Annotated in this window: 21 protein-coding genes; 12 read left to right on the top strand and 9 right to left on the bottom strand. The window is 38.5% G+C overall.

All coding sequences use genetic code 11. The annotated features are described in order from the left end of the window. The first annotated feature begins 2 nt into the window (after positions 1–2). Complete coding sequence (dapA, locus tag GH754_RS01560; protein WP_153726971.1) at positions 3–875, top strand: 4-hydroxy-tetrahydrodipicolinate synthase; 873 nt, start codon at positions 3–5, stop codon at positions 873–875. A 14-nt stretch (positions 876–889) separates the two neighbouring features. Further along, complete coding sequence (locus tag GH754_RS01555; protein ID WP_153726970.1) at positions 890–2,050, top strand: iron-containing alcohol dehydrogenase; 1,161 nt, start codon at positions 890–892, stop codon at positions 2,048–2,050. 886 nt (positions 2,051–2,936) lie between these two features. Here GH754_RS01555 and GH754_RS01550 read toward each other — a convergent pair. The 3 genes from GH754_RS01550 to GH754_RS01540 all read right to left on the bottom strand — a co-directional run bounded on the left by GH754_RS01550 (position 2,937) and on the right by GH754_RS01540 (position 5,736). Next, positions 2,937–3,104, bottom strand: a complete 168-nt coding sequence (locus GH754_RS01550; protein ID WP_153726969.1) for a hypothetical protein — start codon at positions 3,102–3,104, stop codon at positions 2,937–2,939. Between the two features lie 702 nt (positions 3,105–3,806). Then, positions 3,807–4,736: a nuclease-related domain-containing protein gene (locus GH754_RS01545; protein ID WP_323741822.1), complete on the bottom strand. Its 930-nt coding sequence runs from the start codon at positions 4,734–4,736 to the stop codon at positions 3,807–3,809. 442 nt (positions 4,737–5,178) lie between these two features. Beyond that, positions 5,179–5,736 (bottom strand): DJ-1/PfpI family protein, encoded by a 558-nt coding sequence (locus GH754_RS01540; protein ID WP_153726967.1) that lies wholly within the window; start codon positions 5,734–5,736, stop codon positions 5,179–5,181. Positions 5,737–5,915: 179 nt separating this feature from the next. Here GH754_RS01540 and GH754_RS01535 point away from each other — a divergent pair, with 179 nt between their 5' ends. Then, a complete protein-coding gene (locus GH754_RS01535; protein WP_194841250.1) occupies positions 5,916–6,680 on the top strand; it encodes an SGNH/GDSL hydrolase family protein in 765 nt (254 codons plus the stop codon). Between the two features lie 72 nt (positions 6,681–6,752). Here the strand turns inward: GH754_RS01535 and GH754_RS01530 are convergent, their stop codons facing one another. Continuing rightward, positions 6,753–7,382, bottom strand: a complete 630-nt coding sequence (locus tag GH754_RS01530) for an N-acetylmuramoyl-L-alanine amidase (RefSeq protein ID WP_153726965.1) — start codon at positions 7,380–7,382, stop codon at positions 6,753–6,755. A 105-nt stretch (positions 7,383–7,487) separates the two neighbouring features. Between GH754_RS01530 and GH754_RS01525 the strand changes: the two genes are divergently transcribed. Both GH754_RS01525 and GH754_RS01520 read left to right on the top strand, forming a co-directional pair. Further along, complete coding sequence (locus GH754_RS01525) at positions 7,488–8,447, top strand: DMT family transporter (RefSeq protein WP_153726964.1); 960 nt, start codon at positions 7,488–7,490, stop codon at positions 8,445–8,447. 186 nt (positions 8,448–8,633) lie between these two features. After that, a complete protein-coding gene (locus GH754_RS01520; protein WP_153726963.1) occupies positions 8,634–10,103 on the top strand; it encodes a DUF5667 domain-containing protein in 1,470 nt (489 codons plus the stop codon). Positions 10,104–10,177: 74 nt separating this feature from the next. Here the strand turns inward: GH754_RS01520 and GH754_RS01515 are convergent, their stop codons facing one another. The 4 genes from GH754_RS01515 to GH754_RS01500 form a co-directional block, all read right to left on the bottom strand. After that, a complete protein-coding gene (locus GH754_RS01515) occupies positions 10,178–11,077 on the bottom strand; it encodes a selenium metabolism-associated LysR family transcriptional regulator (protein WP_323741798.1) in 900 nt (299 codons plus the stop codon). A 71-nt stretch (positions 11,078–11,148) separates the two neighbouring features. Continuing rightward, complete coding sequence (locus GH754_RS01510) at positions 11,149–12,207, bottom strand: YeiH family protein (RefSeq protein WP_153726962.1); 1,059 nt, start codon at positions 12,205–12,207, stop codon at positions 11,149–11,151. 223 nt (positions 12,208–12,430) lie between these two features. Beyond that, positions 12,431–13,537: an o-succinylbenzoate synthase gene (menC, locus tag GH754_RS01505; RefSeq protein WP_153726961.1), complete on the bottom strand. Its 1,107-nt coding sequence runs from the start codon at positions 13,535–13,537 to the stop codon at positions 12,431–12,433. A gap of 23 nt (positions 13,538–13,560) precedes the next feature. Next, positions 13,561–15,006 (bottom strand): YfcC family protein, encoded by a 1,446-nt coding sequence (locus GH754_RS01500; protein WP_153726960.1) that lies wholly within the window; start codon positions 15,004–15,006, stop codon positions 13,561–13,563. 123 nt (positions 15,007–15,129) lie between these two features. On the opposite strand from GH754_RS01500, the gene GH754_RS01495 reads away from it, so the two are divergent. The 3 genes from GH754_RS01495 to GH754_RS01485 all read left to right on the top strand — a co-directional run bounded on the left by GH754_RS01495 (position 15,130) and on the right by GH754_RS01485 (position 19,444). Then, positions 15,130–15,957, top strand: a complete 828-nt coding sequence (locus tag GH754_RS01495) for a MurR/RpiR family transcriptional regulator (protein WP_153726959.1) — start codon at positions 15,130–15,132, stop codon at positions 15,955–15,957. Further along, entirely contained in the window at positions 15,958–17,082 is a 1,125-nt protein-coding gene (locus tag GH754_RS01490; RefSeq protein WP_153726958.1) for a M20 peptidase aminoacylase family protein, read from the top strand. It begins immediately after the preceding gene. 175 nt (positions 17,083–17,257) lie between these two features. Further along, the gene (locus GH754_RS01485; protein ID WP_153726957.1) at positions 17,258–19,444 is read left to right on the top strand and encodes an ATP-dependent helicase; all 2,187 of its coding nucleotides are present in this window, start codon (positions 17,258–17,260) and stop codon (positions 19,442–19,444) included. 56 nt (positions 19,445–19,500) lie between these two features. On the opposite strand, the gene GH754_RS01480 is transcribed toward GH754_RS01485, so the two are convergent. Next, the gene (locus GH754_RS01480) at positions 19,501–20,874 is read right to left on the bottom strand and encodes an MFS transporter (RefSeq protein WP_323741797.1); all 1,374 of its coding nucleotides are present in this window, start codon (positions 20,872–20,874) and stop codon (positions 19,501–19,503) included. Positions 20,875–21,717: 843 nt separating this feature from the next. On the opposite strand from GH754_RS01480, the gene GH754_RS01475 reads away from it, so the two are divergent. From GH754_RS01475 to GH754_RS01460, 4 genes are all read left to right on the top strand, one after another. Beyond that, complete coding sequence (locus GH754_RS01475; protein WP_153726956.1) at positions 21,718–22,884, top strand: nucleotide sugar dehydrogenase; 1,167 nt, start codon at positions 21,718–21,720, stop codon at positions 22,882–22,884. A gap of 226 nt (positions 22,885–23,110) precedes the next feature. After that, a complete protein-coding gene (locus tag GH754_RS01470; protein ID WP_153726955.1) occupies positions 23,111–23,710 on the top strand; it encodes a DsbA family oxidoreductase in 600 nt (199 codons plus the stop codon). Positions 23,711–24,064: 354 nt separating this feature from the next. Beyond that, the gene (locus GH754_RS01465) at positions 24,065–24,622 is read left to right on the top strand and encodes a transposase (protein WP_228550092.1); all 558 of its coding nucleotides are present in this window, start codon (positions 24,065–24,067) and stop codon (positions 24,620–24,622) included. A 190-nt stretch (positions 24,623–24,812) separates the two neighbouring features. Beyond that, positions 24,813–25,613 (top strand): hypothetical protein, encoded by an 801-nt coding sequence (locus GH754_RS01460; RefSeq protein ID WP_153726954.1) that lies wholly within the window; start codon positions 24,813–24,815, stop codon positions 25,611–25,613. The last annotated feature ends 33 nt before the right edge of the window (positions 25,614–25,646 follow it).

The raw sequence follows: 25,646 nt of genomic DNA, 5'->3' as shown, positions 1-25,646 counted from the left end.
CAATGAATAAGGTTTCAGGTATTTACACAGCTATGTTAACACCTTTTAAAGATGATTATACTATTGATGAAGTAGCAACTAGAAATCTAGTCAATCATTTAATTGATAGAGGTGTAGACGGTTTATTTATATTAGGGACAAATGGTGAATTTTTTAGCATGAGTCATGAAGAAAAAGTACATTTTGCGAAGATTGTTGTGAATGAAGTGAAAGGTAGAGTATCAGTATGTGCTGGGACAGGTGCTATTAGCACGGATGAAGTGATTATGCTTACGAAAGATATGGAAACAATCGGTATAGATATTGTTTCTGTTCTTACACCTTATTTAATGACGATTAGCCAACAAGAACTTACCTCCCATTATACGAAGGTGGCTGAATCTACTAATCTTCCAATTCTTATGTATCATATGCCAGGACGAACCAATAATGAATTGCAACCGGAAACAGTTAAAGAGCTTAGCCGTATTCCCAACATTGTAGGAATTAAAGATAGTACAGGTGACTTTAATCAAATTCTTAAATATATTGAAATAACAGATGAAGACTTTTCTGTATTATCAGGAGCTGATCCTCTCATTTTATGGACATTATTAGCTGGAGGTAAGGGTGCAATTGCGGCCTCCTCTAATATGGTACCTGAATTAGTTGTATCGATTTACAAACATTGGAAAAATGGAGAGATTCAAAAAGCGTATGATGCACAACAGAAGTTAAGAATGCTCCGGGAAGCGTCATCCATGGCAAGTACACCAGCAGTATTTAAAAAAGCTATGGAGTTGTTAGGAATACCCGTTGGTCCACCTCGGTTACCTGTTAAAGAGATTCCAAAAGATGTAGAAAATAAAATAATAGAAATCTTAAAGCATTATTAACTAGGAGGTTATATATGAGTACAATACATACTTTTCAAACATCAAAGCGCGTTGTTCTAGGAAAAGGAGCCTTAGAGAATTTAAGAAATCAATTATTTCCGTTCGAAGGCGCAAAACGTGTATTAATTGTATCCTCACCTTTTCTTAAGAAAAATGGCTATATCGATCTTATTGGAAAACAATTAAATGATGCCAATATGGAGTACGATGTTATTACGGATATTGAACCTGAGCCAACGATTGAACATATTGAGACAACGTTTAAGCGTATTAATAGACATCCTTTTGACCTAATGATTGGGATCGGTGGAGGTAGTGTTCTTGATGTTACCAAACTATTTTCCGTTCTTCTAAAAAACGATGTGTCAGTAAAAGAAATGACTAAAGGTAAAACAATTTCCAATAAAGGAGTACCAATGATCTTAATTCCGACTACTTCAGGAACAGGCTCAGAAGTGACACCAAATTCAATTGTGACACTTCCTGATGAAGAATTAAAAATCGGAATTGTATCTCCACACTTTTTACCTGACTTAGTACTTTTGGATCCAACTCTTACTGTGACATTACCTAAAACAATTACAGCTGCAACTGGGATGGATGCTTTCACGCATTCATTTGAGTCATTTATTTCCAATAAAGCAAATCCAATCAGTGATATGTATGCTTTAGAATCCATGCGACTCATATCTCGTAGTATCGTAAATGCCTATGAGAACGGCTCAGATATAAATGCTCGTCAGGATATGCTTTTAGGATCAACCTATGGTGGAATGGCTTTAACTAGCGCTGGAACAGCAGCTGTTCATGCACTCGCCTATCCTCTAGGAGGAAAATTTAACATTGCTCATGGTGAAGCCAATTCCATGCTTCTTCCACACGTCACTCTTGCAAACCTTGATCATATTGAAGATAGAATGAAAACAATTGCACGAGAGATTGGACTTTTGGAAAAAGATGAATCAGCGAGATATGCCAGTGAATTGTTAATTGACCAAATTGTTAGATGGACCCAAACACTAAACATTCCACAAGACCTAAAAAGTTATGGCGTTAAGGAAGAGGATGTCCCAGCACTTGCTGAGGCTGCATCTAACGTGACTAGACTTATGAATAATAATCCCAAAAAACTTTCTGTATTAGACATCGAAAAGATTTATCGTAAATTATTGTAAATTCACTTCGGGACATTTCTGGTTTACTAAAGCATTTTCACTTTAGCTACAACACGATAATCCAGAAGATGATAAAGCTGTCATTGTACTTTCTGATTGTATAGGTCGAAAAATTAGGATAATTCCTGTGTATTATAGTGGATTTATGTTTGAAGCTATTCGACATAATTGTATCTATACAGCAACTATTGAAAAAGTAAACCCTGACTCTATTCCGCAAAGAAAAGAAATTATGAGGTTGTTGGACAATTAAACACTTCTTTCATTTTAGATGAGGTGTTTGTAAACAATGAAGAGCCACAAATTATTAAACAATGAAGCGTAACGCCATTAAGTTAGGGGCTGCTCACAAAAGAAGAAATAATTGTTGACCACCAACAGTCTGACGATAGAGGGTGCGGAGAGAAGTGTAAGTGCACTTCTCTTCTTTTCATTTATTGGTCCATCTCTAGGATTTGATCATTATAAAACGTAATAGGGAGCTTTACATGGAAGATTTTTTCAATTATCCGACTGTGGAAAAATGAGGGGAACAGTTTGCAAGGGTGGCTTAAGAGTCATAAGGGATTGCGTAAACCGGTCAATGAAGAGTGGAGCAGGTACTGAATTGTCCGTGATAGGGTTAATGAAGGACATTTCAGAAGATTAACCTCAGCGAACAGTCTGTTAGAGGAGACTGAAAAACAAAATCAGCATGACTCGAGTCAAAAAGTCCGAGACTAGCCTCATCAGGGACAAAACGGACCCCCAGAGCAAAAATGGTAATCATCACTTCCAGCTGTCTGTCACCACTCGATCTTCTCCGAGTCATCCACTAATTTACTACGCTACCCCCTAGTAAACACTTCCGCATTCTGATGTTTGGATATATTCTACTCTCCCGGAATTAATAGGATTCTTCAATAGATGTAATAGCTGATACCTGAATCCATTCTCTTTCACTTATATTAATAAAATCCCCGCTCTGGTCACACCAGTCAAAAAACTCATCTATACTTTCATAGTCACCTAGTATGTATTCCTCACCATTATTCATACGAACTCGTAATTCCATATATTCTACCTCCTTTATTAATATATATTCAAATGGAGGTGAATTATTTACTAGAATTACGAGATATCTTGTTTTTCCAAGTACATCATCCCGATCAGGCTTAGAAAAGGGGTATTTTATATTGGAGATAAAATAGTATCATTCTTCAATTATCCAAAGGGAAAAATAAGGGGAGCCTATTGGTTAGATTATTTCCAATACCTGTAAAACGTTAGCGGTATTATTTATGATAGGGGGTATAACAGCCATAAGTGAATAAAGGGCAAAATAGAGAGGTGCAGGACCCTAATTGTCCATGATAGGATAGCTGAAGGACATTCAGCAGATTAATCGCAACGAACTGTCCGTTAAGAGTGGGGTGAAGGACAAAATTAGCATGACTCGAGTCAAAAAAGTCCGAGATTAGCCTCGTCAGGGACAAAACGCCCCCCTAGAGCATAAAAAAGTTACTCATCACTCCTGGGTGCCTGCACCACACGGCGCTTATCCAAGTACTCCACTAAATTATTACGCCATTCCGTTGGGGAATATAACATCTAGCATGATTAAACAAACGTTTGTTTGAAAGGCATTAAATTCAATGTTAACAGTATTCAGCCAAGCTCAATCAAACTTTTGATTGATAACAGGGGGAACGAAGGATGGGTATTTCGCATACTTTTTTAATAAATCAATGAAGGACAATACGAAGGTTAGCAGGCATCAAAGTGTCCTATGTACGACAAAACAAGGTGATTTCCTACGTGAATTGTCCCTCATTGGCCTAGTCAAGGACAAAAAGGATGCCTGGAGAACCACCAGAGTCCACCTATGAACCCCAATCCTATTAAAATGGGATGCTAGTATTCTTCTGATCCTCTTCTTAGAATTCACAACCTGGCACCAATCATGGATAATGTTCGTCGTTATTTCTTGCTTTGGAAATAGCATGTTAAATTCATGAACACATCTCATCACGGCTGCTGCAACCACTTCTACATATCCACACTCTTTGCAAACACATTTCTGTCCTTCAATAGAAAGGGAGAATGAATCACAATTAAGGCAACTAATTCCTTTCCTTAACCGGTTATACTCATAGGGAGCTACCTGTGTAAAGGGGGAGTCAGCCATGTGTAGAGAAACCAATTGATCAGCTAGCATCTTATGTTTTGAATCTATCTTAGTTGATATTGTATTTTGTTGTTTAAAATAGTGATTCAGTTGAGTTGAGAAAATAAATGGTTCATTCAGCGGTGCTTGATATAAGGTGAACTCAGGATTGATAAAGACTACTGAAGAATCAATAGGAAGGTTAAATCCAAGACTGAGGAGTAACTGTCGTAATAGAGATTCGCTTCTCTGCAATTGGAGGAGGGGATTGATTACCTCAATTTTAGGTTTCTTATATAAAAGGTCAGAATCATAGTAATAATCCCCTTTAAAATTTTTCACTTCATAAAGGAAAACTCTGTCTAAAGTGATGATGAGAGAATCAATCTGGAAGGTGGTGCTATTCACTCTAAGGAGCAGGTCATTTAAAATGATGCAATCACATTGTAGCTTTTCTGTATATGAGTCAAACTTCACCTCTCCTTCATAACCCTTCCTAAGATTAAAATAGTGTTGTTTGTCCTTCGGGGGTAGATTCATTCGATTATTGAGGCTACGCATAGCCAGTAATTCAGGGGATTCAGTACGGCATTTATAAGGTTCTGGCATGTCTCGCTTCCTTTCTAATGTTTTATATCTATTGTTACTGTATTGGTTGCGTATTTTCCTGCTTGAATTTGTATATTTATATAGATTCGTGATTCATTGTGATGACGGACTTATACGAGCAGAATTGCGAGTGAATTGTCCTTCATAAAGTCGATGAAGGACAAATTTGATGGGAAAAGGTCGTGAAATGTCCTTGATGGTGATGATGACGGACAAAACTGATAGAAAAACATAGTGAAGTGTCCATCATTAAGTTAGTGAGGAACAATGTTAGAGAATATATTCTGTAAAACGTCCTTGACCATTAACGGACAATACTGAAATAGTAAATAAAAGAGTGATTGGCATTTATGCCAATCACTCTTCTACTATTCTATTCTTCTATTAACTTAATAAACTCCCTCATAAACCCAGGCAAATCTGGCCAAGCATGCCCCGACACAAGCTTACCATCCACATGCAAGGTTTCACTCGCATAATTCGCCCCTAAATTCTCAACATCAGGCTTACAAGCTGTGTATGCTGTCATCGTTTTACCTTCAAAGTAACCTTTATCCTGTAGTGCAGATAAAACTTGCACAGCATGGCAGATTGCACCCACAGGTTTATTACTTTCTAAGAAATGATTCACAATACTTGGCACGTTCTCATCTAGACGAATGTACTCCGGTGCACGACCGCCTGGAATCACGAGTCCGTCATATTCTGTAGGATCTACATCTTTGAATGCCACATGGGATTCTAGTAGATAGCCTTGTCTCTCGGTGTATGTATCCCAGCCAATAAAGTCATGAATCACGGTGTTCAGAGCCTTTTTCTCAGGAGAAGCAATCACAGCCTCATACCCTGCCTCTAGCAAACGAAAATATGGATAATAAACCTCCAACGCCTCCACTGCATCACCAGTAATCAATAATACTTTCTTTGACATACACACAACCTCCTAAATGGAATTTGTTACCTTCAATTAAAATTATGATTCTACGGGATAAATATGTAAAGTTAAATGCTAATAAATTAACAAAATTTTCATACACTTACAAGCATCGACAAAGTATTTTAACTAGTTCCTATATACTATTTACGTTACATATTTTAGGGGGAGGAATGATGATGAAGAAAATAATTTCGGTTATCATGGTTTTGCTAGTATCTTTACCGCTATTTTCTACTCATGTGTTAGCGAAAGAGGGAGTAGGAAAGGAGTCTCTCGTAGCTCTTGGGGACTCTATTCCTTATGGGTATAATCTCGAGAAAAACAATCAACACCCGTCTAGAGATGCCTATCCTTACCTGATTGGTGATAAAGCCAATCTACGCGTGCGAAATTTAGGTGAACCAGGATGGACGACAGAAGACTTATTAGCCTCTATTCAAGGTGATCAAAAATACAGACAGGCTATTCGACATTCAGACTATATTACGTTGAGTATTGGGAGTAATGATTTGTTACGAGGGTTTAGACAAGAGGCTACTCAAGCAAAAGTAATGGAATTGGTTTTTAACGGAGATTACAGTGTTTATGAAGAGGTTCAGGATATTATGGATGTACCTGATTTGGTGGATAGAATGGAAACCATTATTTCAGAGATTCGAGCTTTATCCGATTCACCAATTGTTTTCTATAATATCTATAATCCGTATCCATCTAGTGACTTTCAAAATCATATGATTGGAAGCTTGCTTTTGCATGACTTTGCAGGTGGATTTAATTCTATTATCACCAGTGAGATAGATGATGAAAAAAATGTGGTGGTCGTGGATGCTTATGAAGCGATGATTGGAGAGGATTCAAACTTGATCCCAGGGGATATTCACCCGACGGAATTGGGTCAAGAGAGGTTGGCGGAAATTGGTTATGAAGTTTTGAGGTAATAGTAGATTTAAATTGTGTGATTGGTTATAAATCGAAGACCAGTTAACAGGTGGGGAGTATAACTGGTCTATTTACAATCCAATTTTTGACCAATCAAATAGTGAGCCCGGGTCACTCCGTCGATTGGGTGCATATTCATCGTGACCTATAACGTGATTTCGATTTTGATGGACCTGAGGGTTTTGCTCGTAAATTTGCTTCAGGAGCTTTTTTAGCGACTTGTATTGAGCCTCTGTATATCCAATGTGTTTGGAATCAATTGAATCATATTTTTCCTCTGAGATATAACGTTTCATTTCTTCCTTTGTTCCCATACCGAGCAACTCAATCCCAATGGAAAACTCGTTTAGCTTATTTTTATACTCAGGAAAATTTTGAAAATTTCCCTTTCCCGCATGGTAAGCAACTCGCTTTTCAGGTACGAGGGAGTAGATCCTGCCTTTTCGGTCTATCATGTAATGTGCGGAGACTCCATTTTTTATGAAAATCATGTGAATGTCTTTGATGTTATAAGGGTTGTCGGGTTTGTTGGTCACATTACTTGTAAAGTGCAGTACAACATGTGTGATTTTTTCTGTTCTTGGATGGGAATTTTCAGTGGGTAGTGGATATTCATTAAACCATTTTTGAGCAATGGCTGGTTCCGTGAAACAAAATGACAAAGCAATTAAGCCGATGGACAGATATCTGGCCAGTTTCATTTTCTCCCCCCTGTTTGCAACGCTTCCAATCACATCCTTTGCTTAATCTCCCACAATGTCCTACGATATATTTATTTGATTAACAAGGCTTTAGGAGATGACATCATGAAAGGGATATTTCAAAATAAATGGTCCGTGATTGGGATTGCGGTATTTTGTTCGATATTGTGGGGGAGTGCGTTCCCTGTACTTAAAGTGAGTTATGAAGAGATGCAAATGGCTCCGGATGATGTGATGGCTAAGATTGTGTTTGCTGGCATACGGTTTCTGCTTGCGGGGCTATTGGTGCTAGGATTTTTGTTAGTCACTAGTCCTAAGAGGATTTTGGTAACCCGGAGGAATTTTGTTGTATTGGTGATCCTTGGTATTGTCCAGACCACTCTGCAGTATTTTTTCTTCTATAATGGTTTGGCAAAAGTTTCTGGGATGCAGGGAGCTATTTTGTCCTCAGCCGGGACGTTTTTTGCTGTAATCCTAGCGCACTATTACTATAAAAATGATCGGTTAAATTGGAAAAAAGCGTTCGGATTGATTGCTGGTTTTTCAGGTATAGTAGTGGCGAATTGGGGGCAAGAATTTCAGCTAAGCTTCCAGTGGGATGGTGAGGGATATATGATTCTTGCCGGTGTTACAAATGCTATTGCTACAATTATGGCTAAGGAGCTGGCAACTGGGATTCATCCATTTGCTGTGACAGGCTGGCAGCTTAGCCTAGGTGCATCGATTATGCTACTAGTAGGCGTGCCAGTGATGAGTCCTGGCGCGATTGTCTTTACACCATTTGGCTGGGGCTTATTAGTCTATTCGGCGCTGTTATCGGCTGTGGCATTCGGGCTTTGGTATTCGTTATTAAAATTCAATAATGCCGGAGAAATTAGTCTTTATAAGTTTATAGTTCCAGTGGCAGGGACGATGTTGTCGTCGTGGTTTATACCTGGTGAGGATTTGAATATAATGATTCTTGTTGCTATTGCCATGGTCGCGACGGGAATTATTGTGTTGAATTATCGAGGAAAGAAGCGAGTACCGGTTAGATCATTTGAGGCAGGTAAGAAAATATCTTAAGGATTTCCTTTTCCCTTACCTAATTCACCAGTCCAAATAATAAATTAAGATGTATGAACTGTACCTAAAATGTTAGCGGTTAGGTGCAGTTTTTTATATGTAAAGCCCCCAGTATCTCTAAGTGTAATAATACCTTTTTGTTTAGCGTAACCTAAAACTTAAACGTTTGAAAGGAATGGGCTGGTTATGATGATTCAAGACTTTAAACTGGAAGAGGCTGGACAATTCTTTGATGTCATTCTTTACATAAAGGGAAACGATACATTAGTGGAATTTGCCGAAGAATTCAATCCCCTAACTAGAGGGACTAAAAAGGATTTAAATAGAATAGCCATTGGATACGTTAAAAATAAATTTTCTAATCTTAAAGTCAGATCCATTAAAGTGATGATGGGTGGAGTGGTTGTGACAAGCATTATGCTTGGGGGAGGCATGTCTCAAGCCTTTGCTGAAGAGGGTGAAACACCAACTGAGACGACAACAGAAACCACAACGGATACAGAGACTACCACGGACAACACAAGTCCAGAAGGCACAACAGAAGAAAATACGCCTGAAACGACGGATACCACAAGTCCTGATACAACAGAGGAAACCACAACAGATACAACCACTGAAGAAACAACTCCCACGGAAGAGGAGGCTACACTTGAAAATAATGAGACCACCGCACCAACCGATGAATCAGCTGTTGAAGAACCTACCACTGAAGAGCCGGGTCTTTTACCTGGTGATTTCTTTTACTTTGTCAAAACGCTATCAGAGAAAATCTCTTTAGCTCTTACCTTTGATGATGTAAAAAAAGCACAGAAACTTGCTGATTTTGCAGCGGAACGTATAGCTGAAGCCAATGCCCTGATAGCGGAAGGGGATACAGAAAGAGCGACGGAAACTTTACAAAAGGCGTTAGAAAATCAAGAACTTGCCCTTGATTATAGCGAACAAGTTACTGATGAAACAGGAACAGCGGAGGGCGATAGAACAACCGGAATAGTAGATGAAGTGCGTAAAGCATTAGAAAATCGATTTACTACAAATACCATGGCCCTTCTCACAGCCATGGAAAAAGTAGATAATCCAAATGCAAAAGAAGCTCTTGCTAAAAACATAGAAAAGTCCTTTGAACGCATGTCCAAGAAGTTTGAAAAGATGAACGACATTAGAGCCAAAATGCAAGAGAAAAAGGCCAAAGGTAATCTCGATCATATTGAAAACCATGAGGAAGCTTTAAAAGAATTGCAAGAGGAGATTGCCGAAGACCAGGAAGAATTTGAAGAGGGCATGAAAGAGGTAGCGGGAAAAAATAAGGAGTCAAAGACTAAAGGTAAGGAGCGGGGTAAAGATAAAAACAGAAATGATGTGAATAAGGATAAAGAGGAAAACGATGATGAAGATGTTGCAGCTAGAGATGAAGTGGTTCCAGCACCAGCCTCTAAAAAGGCAGCTGCGGAAAAGTCAGAAATGAAAGAGGAGCGTAAGAAAACTGAACATCAATCAGAGAAGACAGAAGAACGTACGAAAGTAGAAGACAAAGAAGAAACCGTAGATGAGGAGGTAGAAGTACGTCAAGAAACTAAACGGAAGGCTCCAGAAAAGGGAAAACCTAAAAAGGAAGGTAAAGAAGACGAAAATAAGACTGAGGATGAAGATGAATAACAAAAAGTGTAGGGGAAGGCCTACTCTTTTATCAAGTGTTTTATCTATTTTTCGAACTTAATGAAGCTCTTTAACTATTTTGTATTCTCTTTTATAAATGATACAAATGATTCACTTGGCAGGGATAGGTTTTGATCATTATAAACGGCATAAAAGTAACGTTTTAAACGGATCCCCTTAATACGCAGAGCTTTCAGAATCCCTAATTTCATTTCCTTTTGAACGGCTGATTTAGAAATAATGGAAATGCCCATTCCCGATTCTACGGCTGATTTGATGGACTCCGTGCTTTCTAGCTCAAGAATTATATTTAGCTTACTCGGGTTTAGGTCATTCCTGCGTAGGTTCTCCTCTACTACCTGTCTTGTTCCGGATCCTTGTTCTCTCATGATAATTGGAAGAGAGAACAACTCTTCAGGTGTGATTGTCTCCTCTTCATCAAATGAAGAATCAAACCACTGCTTAGACGCAACCATGACAAGTTCATCATCCATAATGGCTTCTTGGTGAAGGTGGGAGTACGAGATCATCGATTCAATAAAGCCTACATTGATTTCCTCATTTTCGAGCTTTTCAATAATTTGTTCGGAATTGTAAATCTTCATGGTAAGGTCTACATGAGGATATTCTTGTTTATATTGTCCAAGAAAGTATGGCAAGAAGTATTCTCCCGTAGTTAAGCTAGCTCCTATAATGAGCTCCCCATGAACGGATTGAGAGAGAAGGTCTATTTCTTTTTTAGTTTGATTTACCAGCTCTAAAATTTTTCCGGCATATTGGTATAGCAATTTCCCTTCAGCTGTTAGGCTCACTTTTTTAGTTGTACGTCTAAATAAAGAAACATTAAGAGATTCTTCAAGCTGTCTGATTTGAGAGCTAACGGAGGGCTGTGATAAATGGAGTATTTTAGCGGTTTCCGAGAAATTCTTTTTGTTTGCAGCTGTATAAAAGACCTTTAAATGTTCGAAATTCACCTGACCTACACTCTCCTAATCTTTTTCTCTAGTATAGCATAGGAGAGTGTAGGAAATAGGCGGTGATGAAGTTATAGTAGATATAGTAAGAATGGCCCGAGGATTGCTAGGGCTATAAACCCCAATAACCCGACAAGAATGGGCTTGAATCCTGTCTTTTTAAAATCAACGAAATTAATGTTTAGCCCAAGACCGACCATCGACATAGCGAGTAAAAATCCACTAAATGAGACAAGTGAGTTTGCGAGTGAAGTAGGAATCACTTGTAAGGAATTAACGACAATCATAAGTAGAAATCCAAATAAGAACCAAGGAATGGGTAAATGTTTGAATGACTTTTTCTCTTGATTTACTTTTTTATCCATGTAGGAAAAAATGATTCCTAAAATAATGGCAACTGGAATTAATAGAGCAACTCTTCCAAGCTTTGTGATAATGGCAGCTTCGGCACCTGTACTACCTCCTGAAGCCCCAGCTGCAACCACATGGGCAACCTCATGTAAGGTGGATCCCACTAATACTCCATAGGTATAAGGCTCAAGGTCTAAAGCTGGATATACCATGACATAAGTGATGGCGCCTATCGTTCCGAAAACCGCTATACAAGCAACAGCTAAGGCCGTATGCTCCTTCTTCGCTTTAATCAACGGGGCAACCGCTACGATCGCGGAGGCTCCACAAACCGCAGTACCAACGCCAATTAATGCAGTTAAGTGTTTATCTACGTTGTGCATTCTACCTAAAAGGAAGAACACAGTTAGGGTGAAGACAATCACAATGATGTCAATTGTAATGACTGGAAGGCCTGCTTCTGCTATTTGAGCGATGTTTAAATTTAGCCCCATCAGAACAATCCCTAATTTTAAGAGTACTTTACTACTGAAGGTCACTCCAGCATTCGCTTCTGTTGGAACCCCCATAATACTCTTCCAAGAAACACCGACAAAAATAGATATAATCATCACACCTGCTATAGATAAAAACGGTAAAGTGGCAAGCTGGCTAGCTACTAAAGCTAAAACAGTGGTGAGGATGACCCCTTTGTAAAGTCTTTGGAAATGAGTGAGTAAATTTGGCCTTGATGATTTTGGTGTATTCGTAGATTGGAACTTTATTTTTTGAACCCCCATTGATCCACCTCCGACGTAGTGCTGTATTCTTAAACACTAACATATTTAAGGTGTATTGACTTATCACCTTTTTAAATAACACCTATCGGAGAACGTTATATCTCGTGCCTGTCACCACCCGAATTTTGTCGACGGCTTCGACATAGAAAAATGCCACGTAGATTTTTAATCCATTAAATAGAAAAACTCGACTACACATGTGTAGTCGAGTTAACCAATAGAATTAATGAAACGTTTTATGTTCAATAGTATGCTTTAAAACTTCATCAAGATTGACCTCAAATCCAATTCCAGGTTTAGTAGGAACTTGAAGTAATCCGTTATCTACCACTACTTCTGGTTCAATAATGTCCTTTTCCCAATATCTAGATGATGAGGCGGTATCCCCAGGAAGTGTAAAATTGGCCAATGAAGTAATAGCGATATTGTGAGCCCGACCTACTCCTGACTCGAGCATTCCTCCACACCATAATGGGATGTTTGCTTCTTGGCATAGACCATGTATTTTTTTTGCCTGTGTCAGTCCACCGACTCTACCAACTTTCATGTTAATGATTTTACCGCTTCCTAGTTCAATAGCTTGTCTAGCATCCTCATAAGAATGAATACTTTCATCTAGGCAAATCGGTGTTTCAACCTCTTTTTGTAGCTTTGCGTGGTCGATTAGGTCTCCCGCTGTTAGTGGTTGTTCAATCATCATAAGATTATACTTATCCATTTCCTTTAAGGTAGGTAGATCCTCTAAGGTATAAGCAGAATTCGCATCTACCATAAGGGGCAGGTCAGGGAAGCGTTGTCGCACCTGATCAATAACTTCTACGTCTTTACCTGGTTTAATTTTAATTTTTATTCTTCTGTACCCTTCGTCTGACTTTTGTTGTATATTCTCTAAGAGATCTTGGATATTATCCTCAATTCCTAGACTGACACCTACTTCAATTTCGTTTTTGGCTCCACCTAAGGCTTCGGATAAAGAAATTCCTTTGGATTTTGCATATAAATCCCAAACTGCCCCTTCAATGGCTGACTTTGCTAGATTGTTCCTTTTATAAGGAGAGAAATCTTTTTGTAGCTCATCAGGATGACCAATTTCTCGATTAAGAACTAGTGGAATAAGGAATTTTTCCAACATAACCCAACTAGAGTCTGTGAATTCCTCAATATATAAAGGACGTTCGGTTGTTACACACTCTCCCCAGCCTGTTAATTCTTGGTCATCTTTTACTTCTACTAGAATAAATTTACGGTTTTGTTCTGTTCCAAAGCTTGTGGTGAAAGGATTTTTCATTCGCATGCTTACTTTGTACAAATTTATTTCCTTCAGTTTCAATCAAGATCGCTCCCTTAAATTTATTACATTGGACCCCAATTCATTAAGACCCCAATTGTTAAATAGATAACACCAATGGTATACCAAATTAAAACTAAAGGAAGAGCAAACTTAATCCACTTCGTCCATGGTATACCTGCAATTGCAAGGTTAGCCATGAGAATTCCTGATAGTGGAGTAATAATATTTGTAAAACCATCCCCCATAGAGTAGGCTTGAACCGCAACTTGGCGAGGAATCTCCATAAGGTCTGCTAATGGTGTCATGATTGGCATTACGATTGCTGCTTGTCCACTTCCGGAACTTACAACGAGATTAAATAAACCATTTCCGATAAACAAGGCAATTGCCCCAGTTACACTTGAAAAAGATTCCATTCCTACTGCCATTCCATTTACGATTGTATCTAATATCATGCCATTTTCTAAAATGACCACAATAGACCTTGCCATCCCAATAATTAAGGCCCCGTATACAACACCTTTACAGCCGTTCATAAACTCTAAAACTAGTTTATTGGCTCCCATTTTGGCAATTAGAGCCGTAATGATAGCGATAGCTATAAATATACCTGCCATTTGGTTAATTGACCAGCCAAGTTGAAATACCCCATAAACATAAAGTCCAATTCCAATGGCTAAAACGGAAAGGACAAGTTTGTGTGTTGTGGTTAATTTAGATGAAACGTTGTCCATGCTCTTTTCATCATACTTTGGAAACCTATTTTCCTTAAGGATACTTTTCTGTGGATCTTTTTTAACCCTGTTCGCGTACCAAATAATATAGATTAAGGAAGAAGCTAAAACTGTTACATAAATGACTAAACGAAAGCTTAAGCCTGAAAAAAGTGGTAATTCCGCGATTTGCTGTGCAAACCCGGTTGTCATTGGATCTAAGAAACCAATAGCAAATCCTGAATAGGCTCCAAGATATATAATCGATACCCCGACGATTGCGTCCATATTCATGGCTCGTGCGAGAAGAATTCCAATAGGTATAAAGGCAATAACAGCATTAACAATAATGCCGAGTCCGCCAAAAATGGAGAACAATACGGCTACAACGGTAATCAGCAACCACTCTTTATTTCTCGTTTTATCTATCGTTTTCATAATCACCGTATCAACAGCACCGGTGCTTTCAATAACAGCGAATGCACCACCAATAATTAATACTAAAAAGATCAGTGCTGCTCCGCCAACTAAACCTTCTTGTATGGAAGTGAAAACATCCATGACTGAGGCTGGCTGTTGATCAATCTGTTCATAGCTTCCCGGTATAATGACAGATTTGCCATTGTCCGTTGGTTCCCTTTCAAAGCTTCCTGCAGGAATGATGTAGGTTAAAATAGCTGCAAGTACCAAGAAGCCAAATAATATGACATACGCATCTGGTAATTGTCTCTTTTTCTTTTTCTTAGCATTTGGATCAGTGTGCTGTTCCAAATCTTTTGAGTTTTTTTCACTCATGTGTATTCCCCCCCGTTGACATTTTTTTCAGAATATTTAAAGTTGAAGTAAAGTATATTATAGTTTATACTTTATTTCAACACAGAATGTTGTGAAAACTTCAAAATTATTATTGGGGGACCTATGGAGCCGAACTATGTAAAGCAAACCAACCTGAAATTTTCTTCTTTAACAAAAGGATTAAAAAAAGTAGGAGACTTTTTATTGTCAGAACCTATGATATTTGCTATACATCCAGCAAAGGAAGTGGGTAAGATTATTGATGTTAGCGAAACAACGGTTCTGCGCTTTTGTAGTGAAATTGGTTATTCTGGTTATGGTACTCTGCAAAAGGAAGTTCGAAGGCATCTTTTAGATTTAAATCGTAGACCTATTGAAGGGCTAGAGTCAGAAGGTAAGGGCACTAATGGTTTTGCTCAAAGTATGAAAGCAGACATCAATCATTTAAGAACTAATATTGAACGTTTAGAACTAGAAGACATGGAACAGGCAGTAAGGTGTTTGATCGATAGTGAAAAGATTGTAGTAGCTGGTTATTTTCAATCATTCTCCTATGCCCATTGGTTTTATTTTAATTTAAATTACATACTTGGCAATGTGTCCTTATACCGACCTGAAAATGATGCTGGAGTTTTAGATTTACTTCCTAAAGGGTCAACCGTTGTGATTTTTTCATTTTATCGATATGCACTTGATACCTTAAGGCTGGCAGAGGAAGCGAAAAGTAAAGATATACGAGTAATCGCCGTTACCGATTCTCGTGTTTCACCAATAGCTGAGTTTGCTGACTTACTATTACCTATTCATGTTAGCGATAAATCATTACTTTCTAGAGGTCCTATAACTCTATCTGTGGTAAATTCACTATTATTTGAGGTTATAAAAGGGGTTAAGGACCATGGAAAAATTAGTTATACTTATAAATATTTGATAAAGGATGGCGAAGAATAAATGAGTAATGGAATAGAACAAAAAGTATTGAATACGTTCCATCATCTTCATACCCATGCTGAAATAAGTTGGGAAGAGGTAGAAACAACTAAATATATTGAGAATCTATTAAAAGAGAGTGGATGTAAGGTTACTACCTTTGATGACTGTACTGGAGTCATTGGGGATTATGGTAATTTTGATCAGGGTTTACCTATTGTAGCAGTACGGGCTGATATCGACGCCCTTTGGCAGGAAGTTGATGGGAAATTCCAAGCGAATCATTCTTGTGGACATGATGCACATATGTCCATGGTGTTAGGGCTGTTATGGCGTCTAGAGGAAGAAGAAGGTTTAAAAGACAAAATTGCTGTTCGTTTTATTTTCCAACCAGCTGAAGAAAAGGGATCAGGGGCTTTGAAAATGGTTGAAAAGAACGTTGTGCATGATGTGGATTATTTATTTGGTGTACATCTAAGACCTATACAAGAAACCGCAATGGGTCATGCTTCTCCAGTAATCGTTCACGGGGCAAGTCAAATGTATAGGGGAGCCATTAAAGGTGATGATGCACATGGGGCACGACCACATCTCAATGACAATGCTATTGAAGTTGGGGCTCAAATTGTCAATTTGCTTAGACAAATTCATTTAGATCCTTTAGTACCTCATTCCGTTAAGATGACTAATTTTCAAGCTGGCGGAAAAAGTACCAATATCATTCCAGGTAGTGCTTCCTTTTCATTAGATTTAAGAGCGCAAACGAATGAACAAATGGACGAATTAGAATCCAAAGTGAATGGGATCATTGACACCGTTAAAGAATTGTATAATGTGGATATTAAATTGGAGAGTGTCGGAGCAATTGCGGCTGCCAAATTAAACGATGAAGCAATCGATATTATGAGTAAAGCCATTGAGGATACTCTTGGGAAAGATAACCTAGATCAACCATTAGTGACCCCAGGTGGCGACGATTTTCATTACTATACGATTAAAAAGCCTTCCTTAAAGGCCACTATGCTAGGTTTAGGCTGTGGGCTTGAGCCAGGATTACATCACCCTAATATGAAGTTTGACCATGATGCCATGATCAATGGAGTCAATATCTTATATCAAGCGGTTAAACATACCTATAACTTATAAAAAAAACATATGAATTTTTGCCAGGCCAGATAAATTATCTGGCCTTTTTGTGTCGGTGCCTGTCACCACCCGATATTTGTCGAATTTTAATAAAGTAATAATTTCATAGCCTTGAACCTAGTACATTTATGATACGATGGTTGTTAGGATAAACGGCATAAAGGGAGTACATGTAATGACAACAGGAGAGAAGTTTTTTAATCGAAAAATAAAAGATATCGGGGTGTCGCTGAATAGTGTTCAGAAACAGGCAGTTTTACATACAGAAGGGCCACTGCTGCTATTGGCTTCACCAGGTTCGGGGAAAACCACAACGATCATTATGAGGATTGGTTATCTGCTAGAGGTGTTGGGTGTAGATCCTGTAAGGGTCAAAGCAGTTACCTTTAGCAAAGCATCTGCCAATGACATGAAGGATCGATTCCAAAGCTTTTTCCCAGGGCTGCCATCGATTGATTTTTCTACTATACATAGTTTAGCTTTTCAGGTGGTACGGGAGTATTTTTGGCGAAATGATGTGGCGTATAAGTTGATAGAAGGTGAGGTTGGTTTTGAGCTGAATAAGAAAATGGTTTTGCGTCGGATCTTTCAGTCGGTAAATGAGGAAAATATTACAGATGACCAACTAGAAGAGCTCACTACTTACATCAGTTTCATTAAAAATCGAATGCTTCCAGAGGAAAAATGGTCATCGGTGGAGAGCGATGTTCCAAAGGCTGTGGAGATTTTTAAGCAGTATGAGGATTTTAAGAAATCACACGCCAATCAGTTATTGGTCGATTATGATGACATGCTGACCATTGCCAATCGTGCGCTGGATGAGAACATCAAAATGCGAAGGAAATACCAGCAGAAGTACGACTACTTTCTTACCGACGAGAGTCAAGATACTTCCTTGGTGCAGCATTCTATCATAGAAAAGTTGGTTGAAGAGCATCGGAACCTATGTGTTGTTGCGGACGATGACCAATCCATCTATACGTGGCGAGCCGCAGAGCCTCAGTATTTGCTAGATTTTCAAAAGGTCTACCCTGAGGCGAAGATTTTGAAAATGGAGCAAAACTATCGATCTTCCAAGGAGATTGTGGAGATTGCGAACAGGTTCATTAAGCGGAACAAAAATCGTTACGATAAAAATATGTTTACAAAAAATCCTGATAAGAAGCCGGTTGAACTTGTGTCGCTGACCGATTATAAGGGACAGGCTACTTATCTAGCCGAAGAAATTTCTCGGTTGGAAAACTATGAGGATAACGCGATTTTGTATCGAAATAATTCCTCCTCCATAACTCTGATTGATGCCTTTGAACAGGCGAAGATTCCTTTTTATATGAAGGATTCGGACAATCGTTTTTTCAGCCATTGGGTTGTACAGGATATGATGAACTTCATGCGCCTGGCTTTTGATGTTCGGCGGACGGATGTGTTTGAACGCATTTATGGGAAGTTTAATTGGTTTTTGTCCAGACAGCATATGGCCCAGTTGAAGCGGATGGGGAATAACGAGTCGGTGTTCGATAATTTGATTCAGTTTTCCGATTTGAAGGATTTCCAAAGGCTGAAGGTTAAAAAGGGGAAAAAGATTTTTAGTGAGATGAAAGACATGTCGCCAACGCAGGCAATCCGCGCGATTCGGTCAGATCTTGGGTATGAGGAAGTTCTGAAGGATATGAGTAAGCGACTTGGTTTTAATAAGGAAAATTTGCTTGATATTCTGAACACCCTTGAAGAGATTTCCAAATCAGTTGATGGGGTGATTGAGTTTGGTAAGCGGATTAAGCATTTGGATGCACTGATGAAATCCTCGAAGTTTAATAAGCATGAGAATGCGGTCACGTTTTCAACTTTTCATAGTTCCAAAGGCTTGGAGTTTTCGCGTGTATATATGATTGATTTGATTGAAGGCGTGATTCCGGCTCAGTCGGATATTGAGAGTAAGAAGGAAGGCATAATGGAGCCGATGGAAGAGGCGGTAAGGCTTTTTTATGTGGGGATGACTCGGGCAAAAGAGCATTTGGAGCTGATTACGTATCAAATGAAGTATGGGAAGAAGGTTCGGGTTTCTCAGTTTTATGAAGATGTGAATCGGATGATCAATCCTCCTACTCAAATTGGCAAGTCCCAGTCGAAGGTGGAGAAGATTAGGAAGAAACAAGCGAAAGAGAAAGCGCCGGTTAGTCCCAATGCGATTAAAGATGAGAAGGTTTTGATAAAAGGCCTAATGGTAAAACACCGTGTGTTTGGAGCTGGTGAGATTGTTAACTGTGAGGATGGGATTGTGGAGATTCGTTTTCCGAAGTTTTCGAAGCAGTTGGCTGTTGGGACTTGTTTGGAGATGGGGTTGCTGGAATTGGGACAATAGGGAAAGGTTTGGAAGGGGGAGTGGGACGAGGAACCTGTCCCCCCGTACCACCCATTTTACCATCTAAAAACGAAGAAAAAGAAAAGTCCATTAACAACCGTTAACCCAACAAGTCCCATAAATACGTTACTATACATAATCTCATGACCTTGTGCAAGTGCAAATGGATTCCATAGTATCTCGCTTTCATAATCTAAAATTTTACCGATAATGGCTCCTCCAAAAGCACCCGACATAAAATTACACAAATTATAGATCCCCATTCCTACCCCTATCTCATTATCTGAAAGGACGGTTGAGATTAAGGTTGCAGTCGATGTTTGGATAAAAGGAAAAGCGATATAGACGACAATGACCACAATCCCTATTACCCAAGTAGGACTACCAATAAAAGTGGATAACAGCAAAAAGCCTGTAACCATTAGTGAAAATGCCATAAATGCTACCTGCTTACCCCCATGCTTATCCGTTAATAATCCTACCCATCTTCCTGTAATAGCCGCTGCCATGGCACCTGGAAATAAAGTAAGTCCGATGAATAGAGCACTTAATTCATAAACCTCACTTAACATAAGTGGCATCATAAACATCATCCCAAACATAGCAAAAATCGCAAAGAAGCTCGTTATAATCGTTGTTCGAAACGCTCCATTTTGAAATAATTTGGGATTAATAAAAGGATTGTTACTGCGGAAGATTCTCCAAATAAATAAGCTTAAAAACACAATACTGATGATGATATACCACCATATAAACATCGTAATCGTAAGGATCAAGGATGCTACCGCTATGGCAATAAAAATAGCCCCAAGAATATCTACTTTCCCATCTTTTTTTTCCTCATTAGGCATCCATATACGAAAAAATGGAATCGTTACGCAAACCAATGCCGAAATTAAAAATAAATACTGCCAATTAAGGGCACCTGTAACAAAACCACCCATCACCGGTCCGACACCTGAAGCAAAGGCCATTGTGCTTGAAATAATCCCGAGCACCTTTCCCTGCTCTTTTGGAAAATACCTTGATGGCACGATAAAAGCGAGCGCAAGAATAGAGGAAGCACCGGCTCCCTGAATAATACGTGCTAGAACGACCATGATATAATTTGGTGCAAAAAAACCAAATAAAGAACCTGCTGCAAATAAACTTAAACCAATGGTTAATAATGTTCTTAAAGGATAAATATCAGCAAGCTTTCCATACATTAAAGCTCCAATTGCATAAATTATGATGTAACCTGTAACCACCCAACTAACCTGTGATGGTAAAAGGGAAAAGGCTTCCGCGATATCAGGTACAGCAATCATAAACATTGTCCCGTTCATGACAGAAAATAATAAGACCGAACACATTAGGAATATAATTTTCTGTTTTTCTTGTTTGGTTAATGTATGTTCAATGTTTACATCTCCATCGTTTGTTGTCACTTTTTTTACCTCCTACCTTCAAATAGCATATACATCCTGAATGATAAAAATCCAGTAATTTGATTAAGTGGAAGGGAAGGTAAGAGGGGTTTCCAGAGCAGAAAGATAGATGAAAATCAGAAAAACGAACTATTTTGTCTATTGATAGTGATTAGGACCTAACAAAAAGTGAAGGAGGGCACTGTAAAACCTGCCCACCTTTCCTCATTCGGTTTTCCGAGTGGACGCCCTGTATTACTTGTTTTTAAGCTTTATCAAAATCATCAAAAGTATATAGGTTTCTCTGCATTTTCCAATATTGGAGTAGGTGGTTTCTGTTTAGTCCCTTTTCATCAGAGGGGTCTATGATTAATTCAGCCAAAAGGCATCCCGACCTAAAGACCCCAATGGCGTATTCATCCACCTAAGTTCATGGATTAACTCGTAAATAATAACTTCCTAGTATTTCACATCCTCGTTTTCTGCGATACAACGTTGTAATATAGCAAGCTTTCTTTCCCTTTCAGACTTAAAAGGCTATACAACAAAACAAAGTAGAGGCGTTTTTCTCTCCGTTTCACTACTTCCTTCGCTGATATTTGGCGACAGAAGTATTTTTTGTATTAGTTTAATTCCTCTTATTTTTGTGGTGGTTATTTTATATGAGGATGCCTTTTGTATTAAGGGTAAATCAAGTGAAAATAGGTAATAAAAATTCATTTCTTTGTGAAAGGGTATTTAAGAAAACTTAATATTATACCTACTGTAATTTACAAATGAACATGTTATATTCTTTGCGAGGTTAATATTGTGATTATCCGATATGTTGAAATTTATGAATCTACTAAAAAGGAAGTGCAAACAATGAAAATTGCATTTGCTGGTACCGGCTATGTAGGTTTATCAAACGCCATTTTACTCGCTCAACATAATAAGGTAGTTGCTTATGATATCAATCAAGAAAAGGTTGATCTTATTAATAATAAACAATCCCCGATTGTTGATACCGAAATAGCAGAATTTATGACTAGAAAGGATTTAGATTTAGTAGCTACTACGGATCCATTGGAAGCTTTTCAAAATGCAGAGCTTATCATTATTGCAACTCCTACTGACTATAATTCTGAACAAAATTATTTTGATACAAAAACGGTAGAAATAGTGATTGATCAGGTGTTAGGTATTAATTCAAATGCTGTTATGATTATAAGGTCCACTGTCCCGGTAGGTTATACAAAAGAAATTAAAAAGAAATTTCGAACTGACAATATTGTTTTTTCCCCAGAATTTCTTAGGGAGGGTAAAGCGTTATATGATAACCTTTACCCATCTAGAATCATAGTAGGGGAAAAGTCTGATCGAGCAAAGAAATTTGCCGAGTTGTTAGTAAAGGGGGCAATTAGAGAAGAAATTCCGATTTTATACACCAATTCGACAGAGGCAGAGGCAGTTAAATTATTTTCAAATACTTATCTAGCCATGCGTGTTGCTTTCTTTAACGAATTAGATACATATGCGGAAATAAACCGATTAAATACTAAAGAGATGATTGAGGGCGTCGGTCTAGATCCAAGAATTGGTAACCACTATAACAATCCTTCTTTTGGATATGGTGGTTACTGTTTACCAAAAGATACTAAGCAGTTGGGGGCAAATTTTGATGGTGTACCAAACAACATAATCAGTGCAGTTGTTGAGGCGAATGATACACGTAAAGACCATATCGCGAACCAAATTATCGAGAAAAAACCAAATACTGTTGGGATTTACCGCCTAATCATGAAAACTAATTCCGATAACTTCCGTGCATCTGCCATCCAAGGTGTGATGGAACGTCTCAAGAAAGTTCGTGTGAAAATTGTGATTTATGAGCCAGTATTAGAGGGTGATGAGTTTCAAGGGTGTGAAGTTGTTCATGATCTGAATGAGTTCAAGCAAATCACTGATATAATCGTTTCAAACAGGTTAGAAAAAGGGATTATTGATGTGGAGGATAAGGTTTATACTAGGGATATATTTAAACGTGATTAATAAAATCAAAGGCCTTAGTGACATTTTCAGTAAGGCTTTTTTCCACAACAGGGGTGCCTGTCACGCCCCGGGTTTTGTCAGGTTATGTCATATAATAATAGTAATGTATTAACTCCCAATAGAGAACGCTCTGTTGGGAGTTTTGATATAATCTGCATTTGTTTGACTAATTCATATAAAGATATGCTTAAGGACAATAATAGTAATAAAGTAAGGAGGATTAACCATGCCCATTAAAATCAAAATCTACTCTGATTACGTATGACCATTCTGTTTCATAGCGGAGGCTCCGCTTCATGAGGCGATTCAAGGAAAAGATGTGGAAGTAGAATGGATGCCATTTGAATTACGTCCATATCCAAATGAAACGTTAAAGCCTGAGGGGGATTATCTCCAAACCACATGGAAAAATTATGTGTATCCGATGGCAGAACAGTTTGGGGTAAACATCGTGTTGCCAAGAGTTTCCCCGCAACCCTACACTCATCTAGCCTTTGAAGGATATCAGTACGCCAAAGAAAAAGGGAAAGGGAATGATTATAATCATCGCGTATTAAAGGCCTTTTTCCAGGAAGAACAGAATATAGGGGACATAGAGGTGCTAACAGGCTTAGCTGGTGAATTGGGTCTAAATAAACGAGAATATCGTGACGCATTACAAACAAGAAAGTACAAAGAGGAACATCAAAAGGCGTTACAACTTGCTTATACAGAGGCAGATATACAGGCTGTGCCAACCTTTATGATTGGTGAAACAGTCGTTCAAGGTGTTCGTTATAAGGATGAATTAGAACAAATCATAGAGGAAGAACTGTTCAATTCATGATAGCTAAATGCTGATACCGCAAAAAATGGCTTAGGTTTAAAGAATCCAAGTCGTTTTTTGTGGAAATTAATGGTGGTAGCCTGTTTGTGAAGTGCCTGTCACGCCCCGGGTTTTGTCGAAAAGTGAGGGAGAGTGTTTCGTACGCTTCTTTATTTTGAGGCTAAAGTTAAGATCGGAAAAAATTTCACCATTTTCAACTTTTGAATTCATAACCCAATGTGAAATTCACTTTTATATCTATTTATTTCTCCATTTTATCCCGTAATTATAAGTAGTAACGAATTTCTACCTACTATGACATTAATTCTGTGGACGATTATAATATATCTAAGTCTACAATAATGGAGTGAAGATATGGGCAGAAAGAAGAGAATTTGGGAACCTGACGCCTTTTATCATATTGTTTGCCGCGGAAATCGACGGGAACTATTATTTTATGATCGGGAGGATTTTCTTGTTTATTTGTATATCCTTGAAAAGGTTTATCAACAATACCCGTTTGAGATTGCCGCCTATTGCCTCATGAGTAACCACATCCATCTACAACTACGATCACAGGAAATCCCCATTTCAAAAATTATGGCACTGATTAATAAGCGACATGCGAATTATTTTAATTCCAAACATAATTTCACCGGGCACGTTTATGAAAAACGGTTTTTTGACAAGGTACTACGAACTCCTGAAGATATGATTGAGGTAAGTCGATACATACATTTAAATCCGGTGGAGGCGAAAATGGTTGGTGCCCCGGAGAAATATAGATGGAGCAGCTTTCGTTATTATAGAAATCATCAGCTTAGGGTTCCACCGTATATGAACTTAGAGGTGCTGATGGACAGTTATGCTATGGTTGAGGGAGAGATAAAAATAGATTATAGGGAATCACTTGTTAATAAGGGTCTGTTATAGAAAAGAAGCCGATTTTTGTAAAATTTATTGAGAGGCATAGGGGTTGATATACAAGTGTTGGAGTGGTGTACAATTAGTTCCGCTTAGCCATGCACACTCTTTTATTTTGATAAAAAATAAATGAAGGATACTGAAACAAATCATCAACTAAAACGACTAACTACATAAATAACCTTTGAGGGGGATTAGGGTGCGTGACGCAAGATTGAAATCATTTAGTATACTTGGGGCGACTGCATTGTTAGGAGTTGTCGCGTTTATAATTTATACGAACTTATTCTCACAAACACCTGTTAACGCAGAGCCCCCAACACCAAAACAAATGGAAGAAATACAGAACGGTCTTCAGTTAACCGCCCAATTTTCAGATGTGGAGCTTCAACCTGGTGACCGCCTCAAGGTAGAGGCAACACTCAAGAACGAATCCGGGCAAACTCTTCATTATAACGGGCGTTGTGGTATTCCTTTTGTGATTAGTGGGGCTGCCAAGGATGGTAGTGTGCATTTGATTAACAATTCGAAAGCAGAAAGCTGTCAAGATATTTATGACCCAAATGATATTGAGGAATTTAGGCCGGGCGAAAAGTTTACTATAACGAGTGCTTTTGAGCCACGCGTTAGGATTAACCAATCAACAGAAACAGATGCACCAGAGGGTGAATATGAGATTTCCCTTTCATTTCAGACGGAAGAGGGAGAAAACCTTTATATTAAGGAATCTGTAATGGTGCAAGGTACAGCTCCCGACATCATATCTAAGAAAGACGCAGTATCTGCTGCAAAGGGGCATGCTGAGGTCAAGGGCTGGTTGACAGAAAACGAGGACATTGGGGTGGTGGAAGAGGACCACTTTATAGCGGACAACATATGGGCTGTGATGTTTCATACGAAGGATTTCTCGATGGACAATCCAGGATTGACAGGGAAGCGGCTTGTAGTACATGTGGATTCACAAAGTGGAGAGGTTGTAAACGTGTTTGAAGAAGGATAAACGGATTTGAATGTGGTACCTATCAAGAGCGGG

Origin of the sequence: Salinibacillus xinjiangensis (genome assembly GCF_009649735.1) — a bacterium.
In the GTDB taxonomy this organism is placed as follows: domain Bacteria; phylum Bacillota; class Bacilli; order Bacillales; family Alkalibacillaceae; genus Salinibacillus; species Salinibacillus xinjiangensis.
The sequence above is the reverse complement of the archived record's forward strand: the minus strand, read 5'-3'. Positions and strand labels throughout refer to the sequence as shown.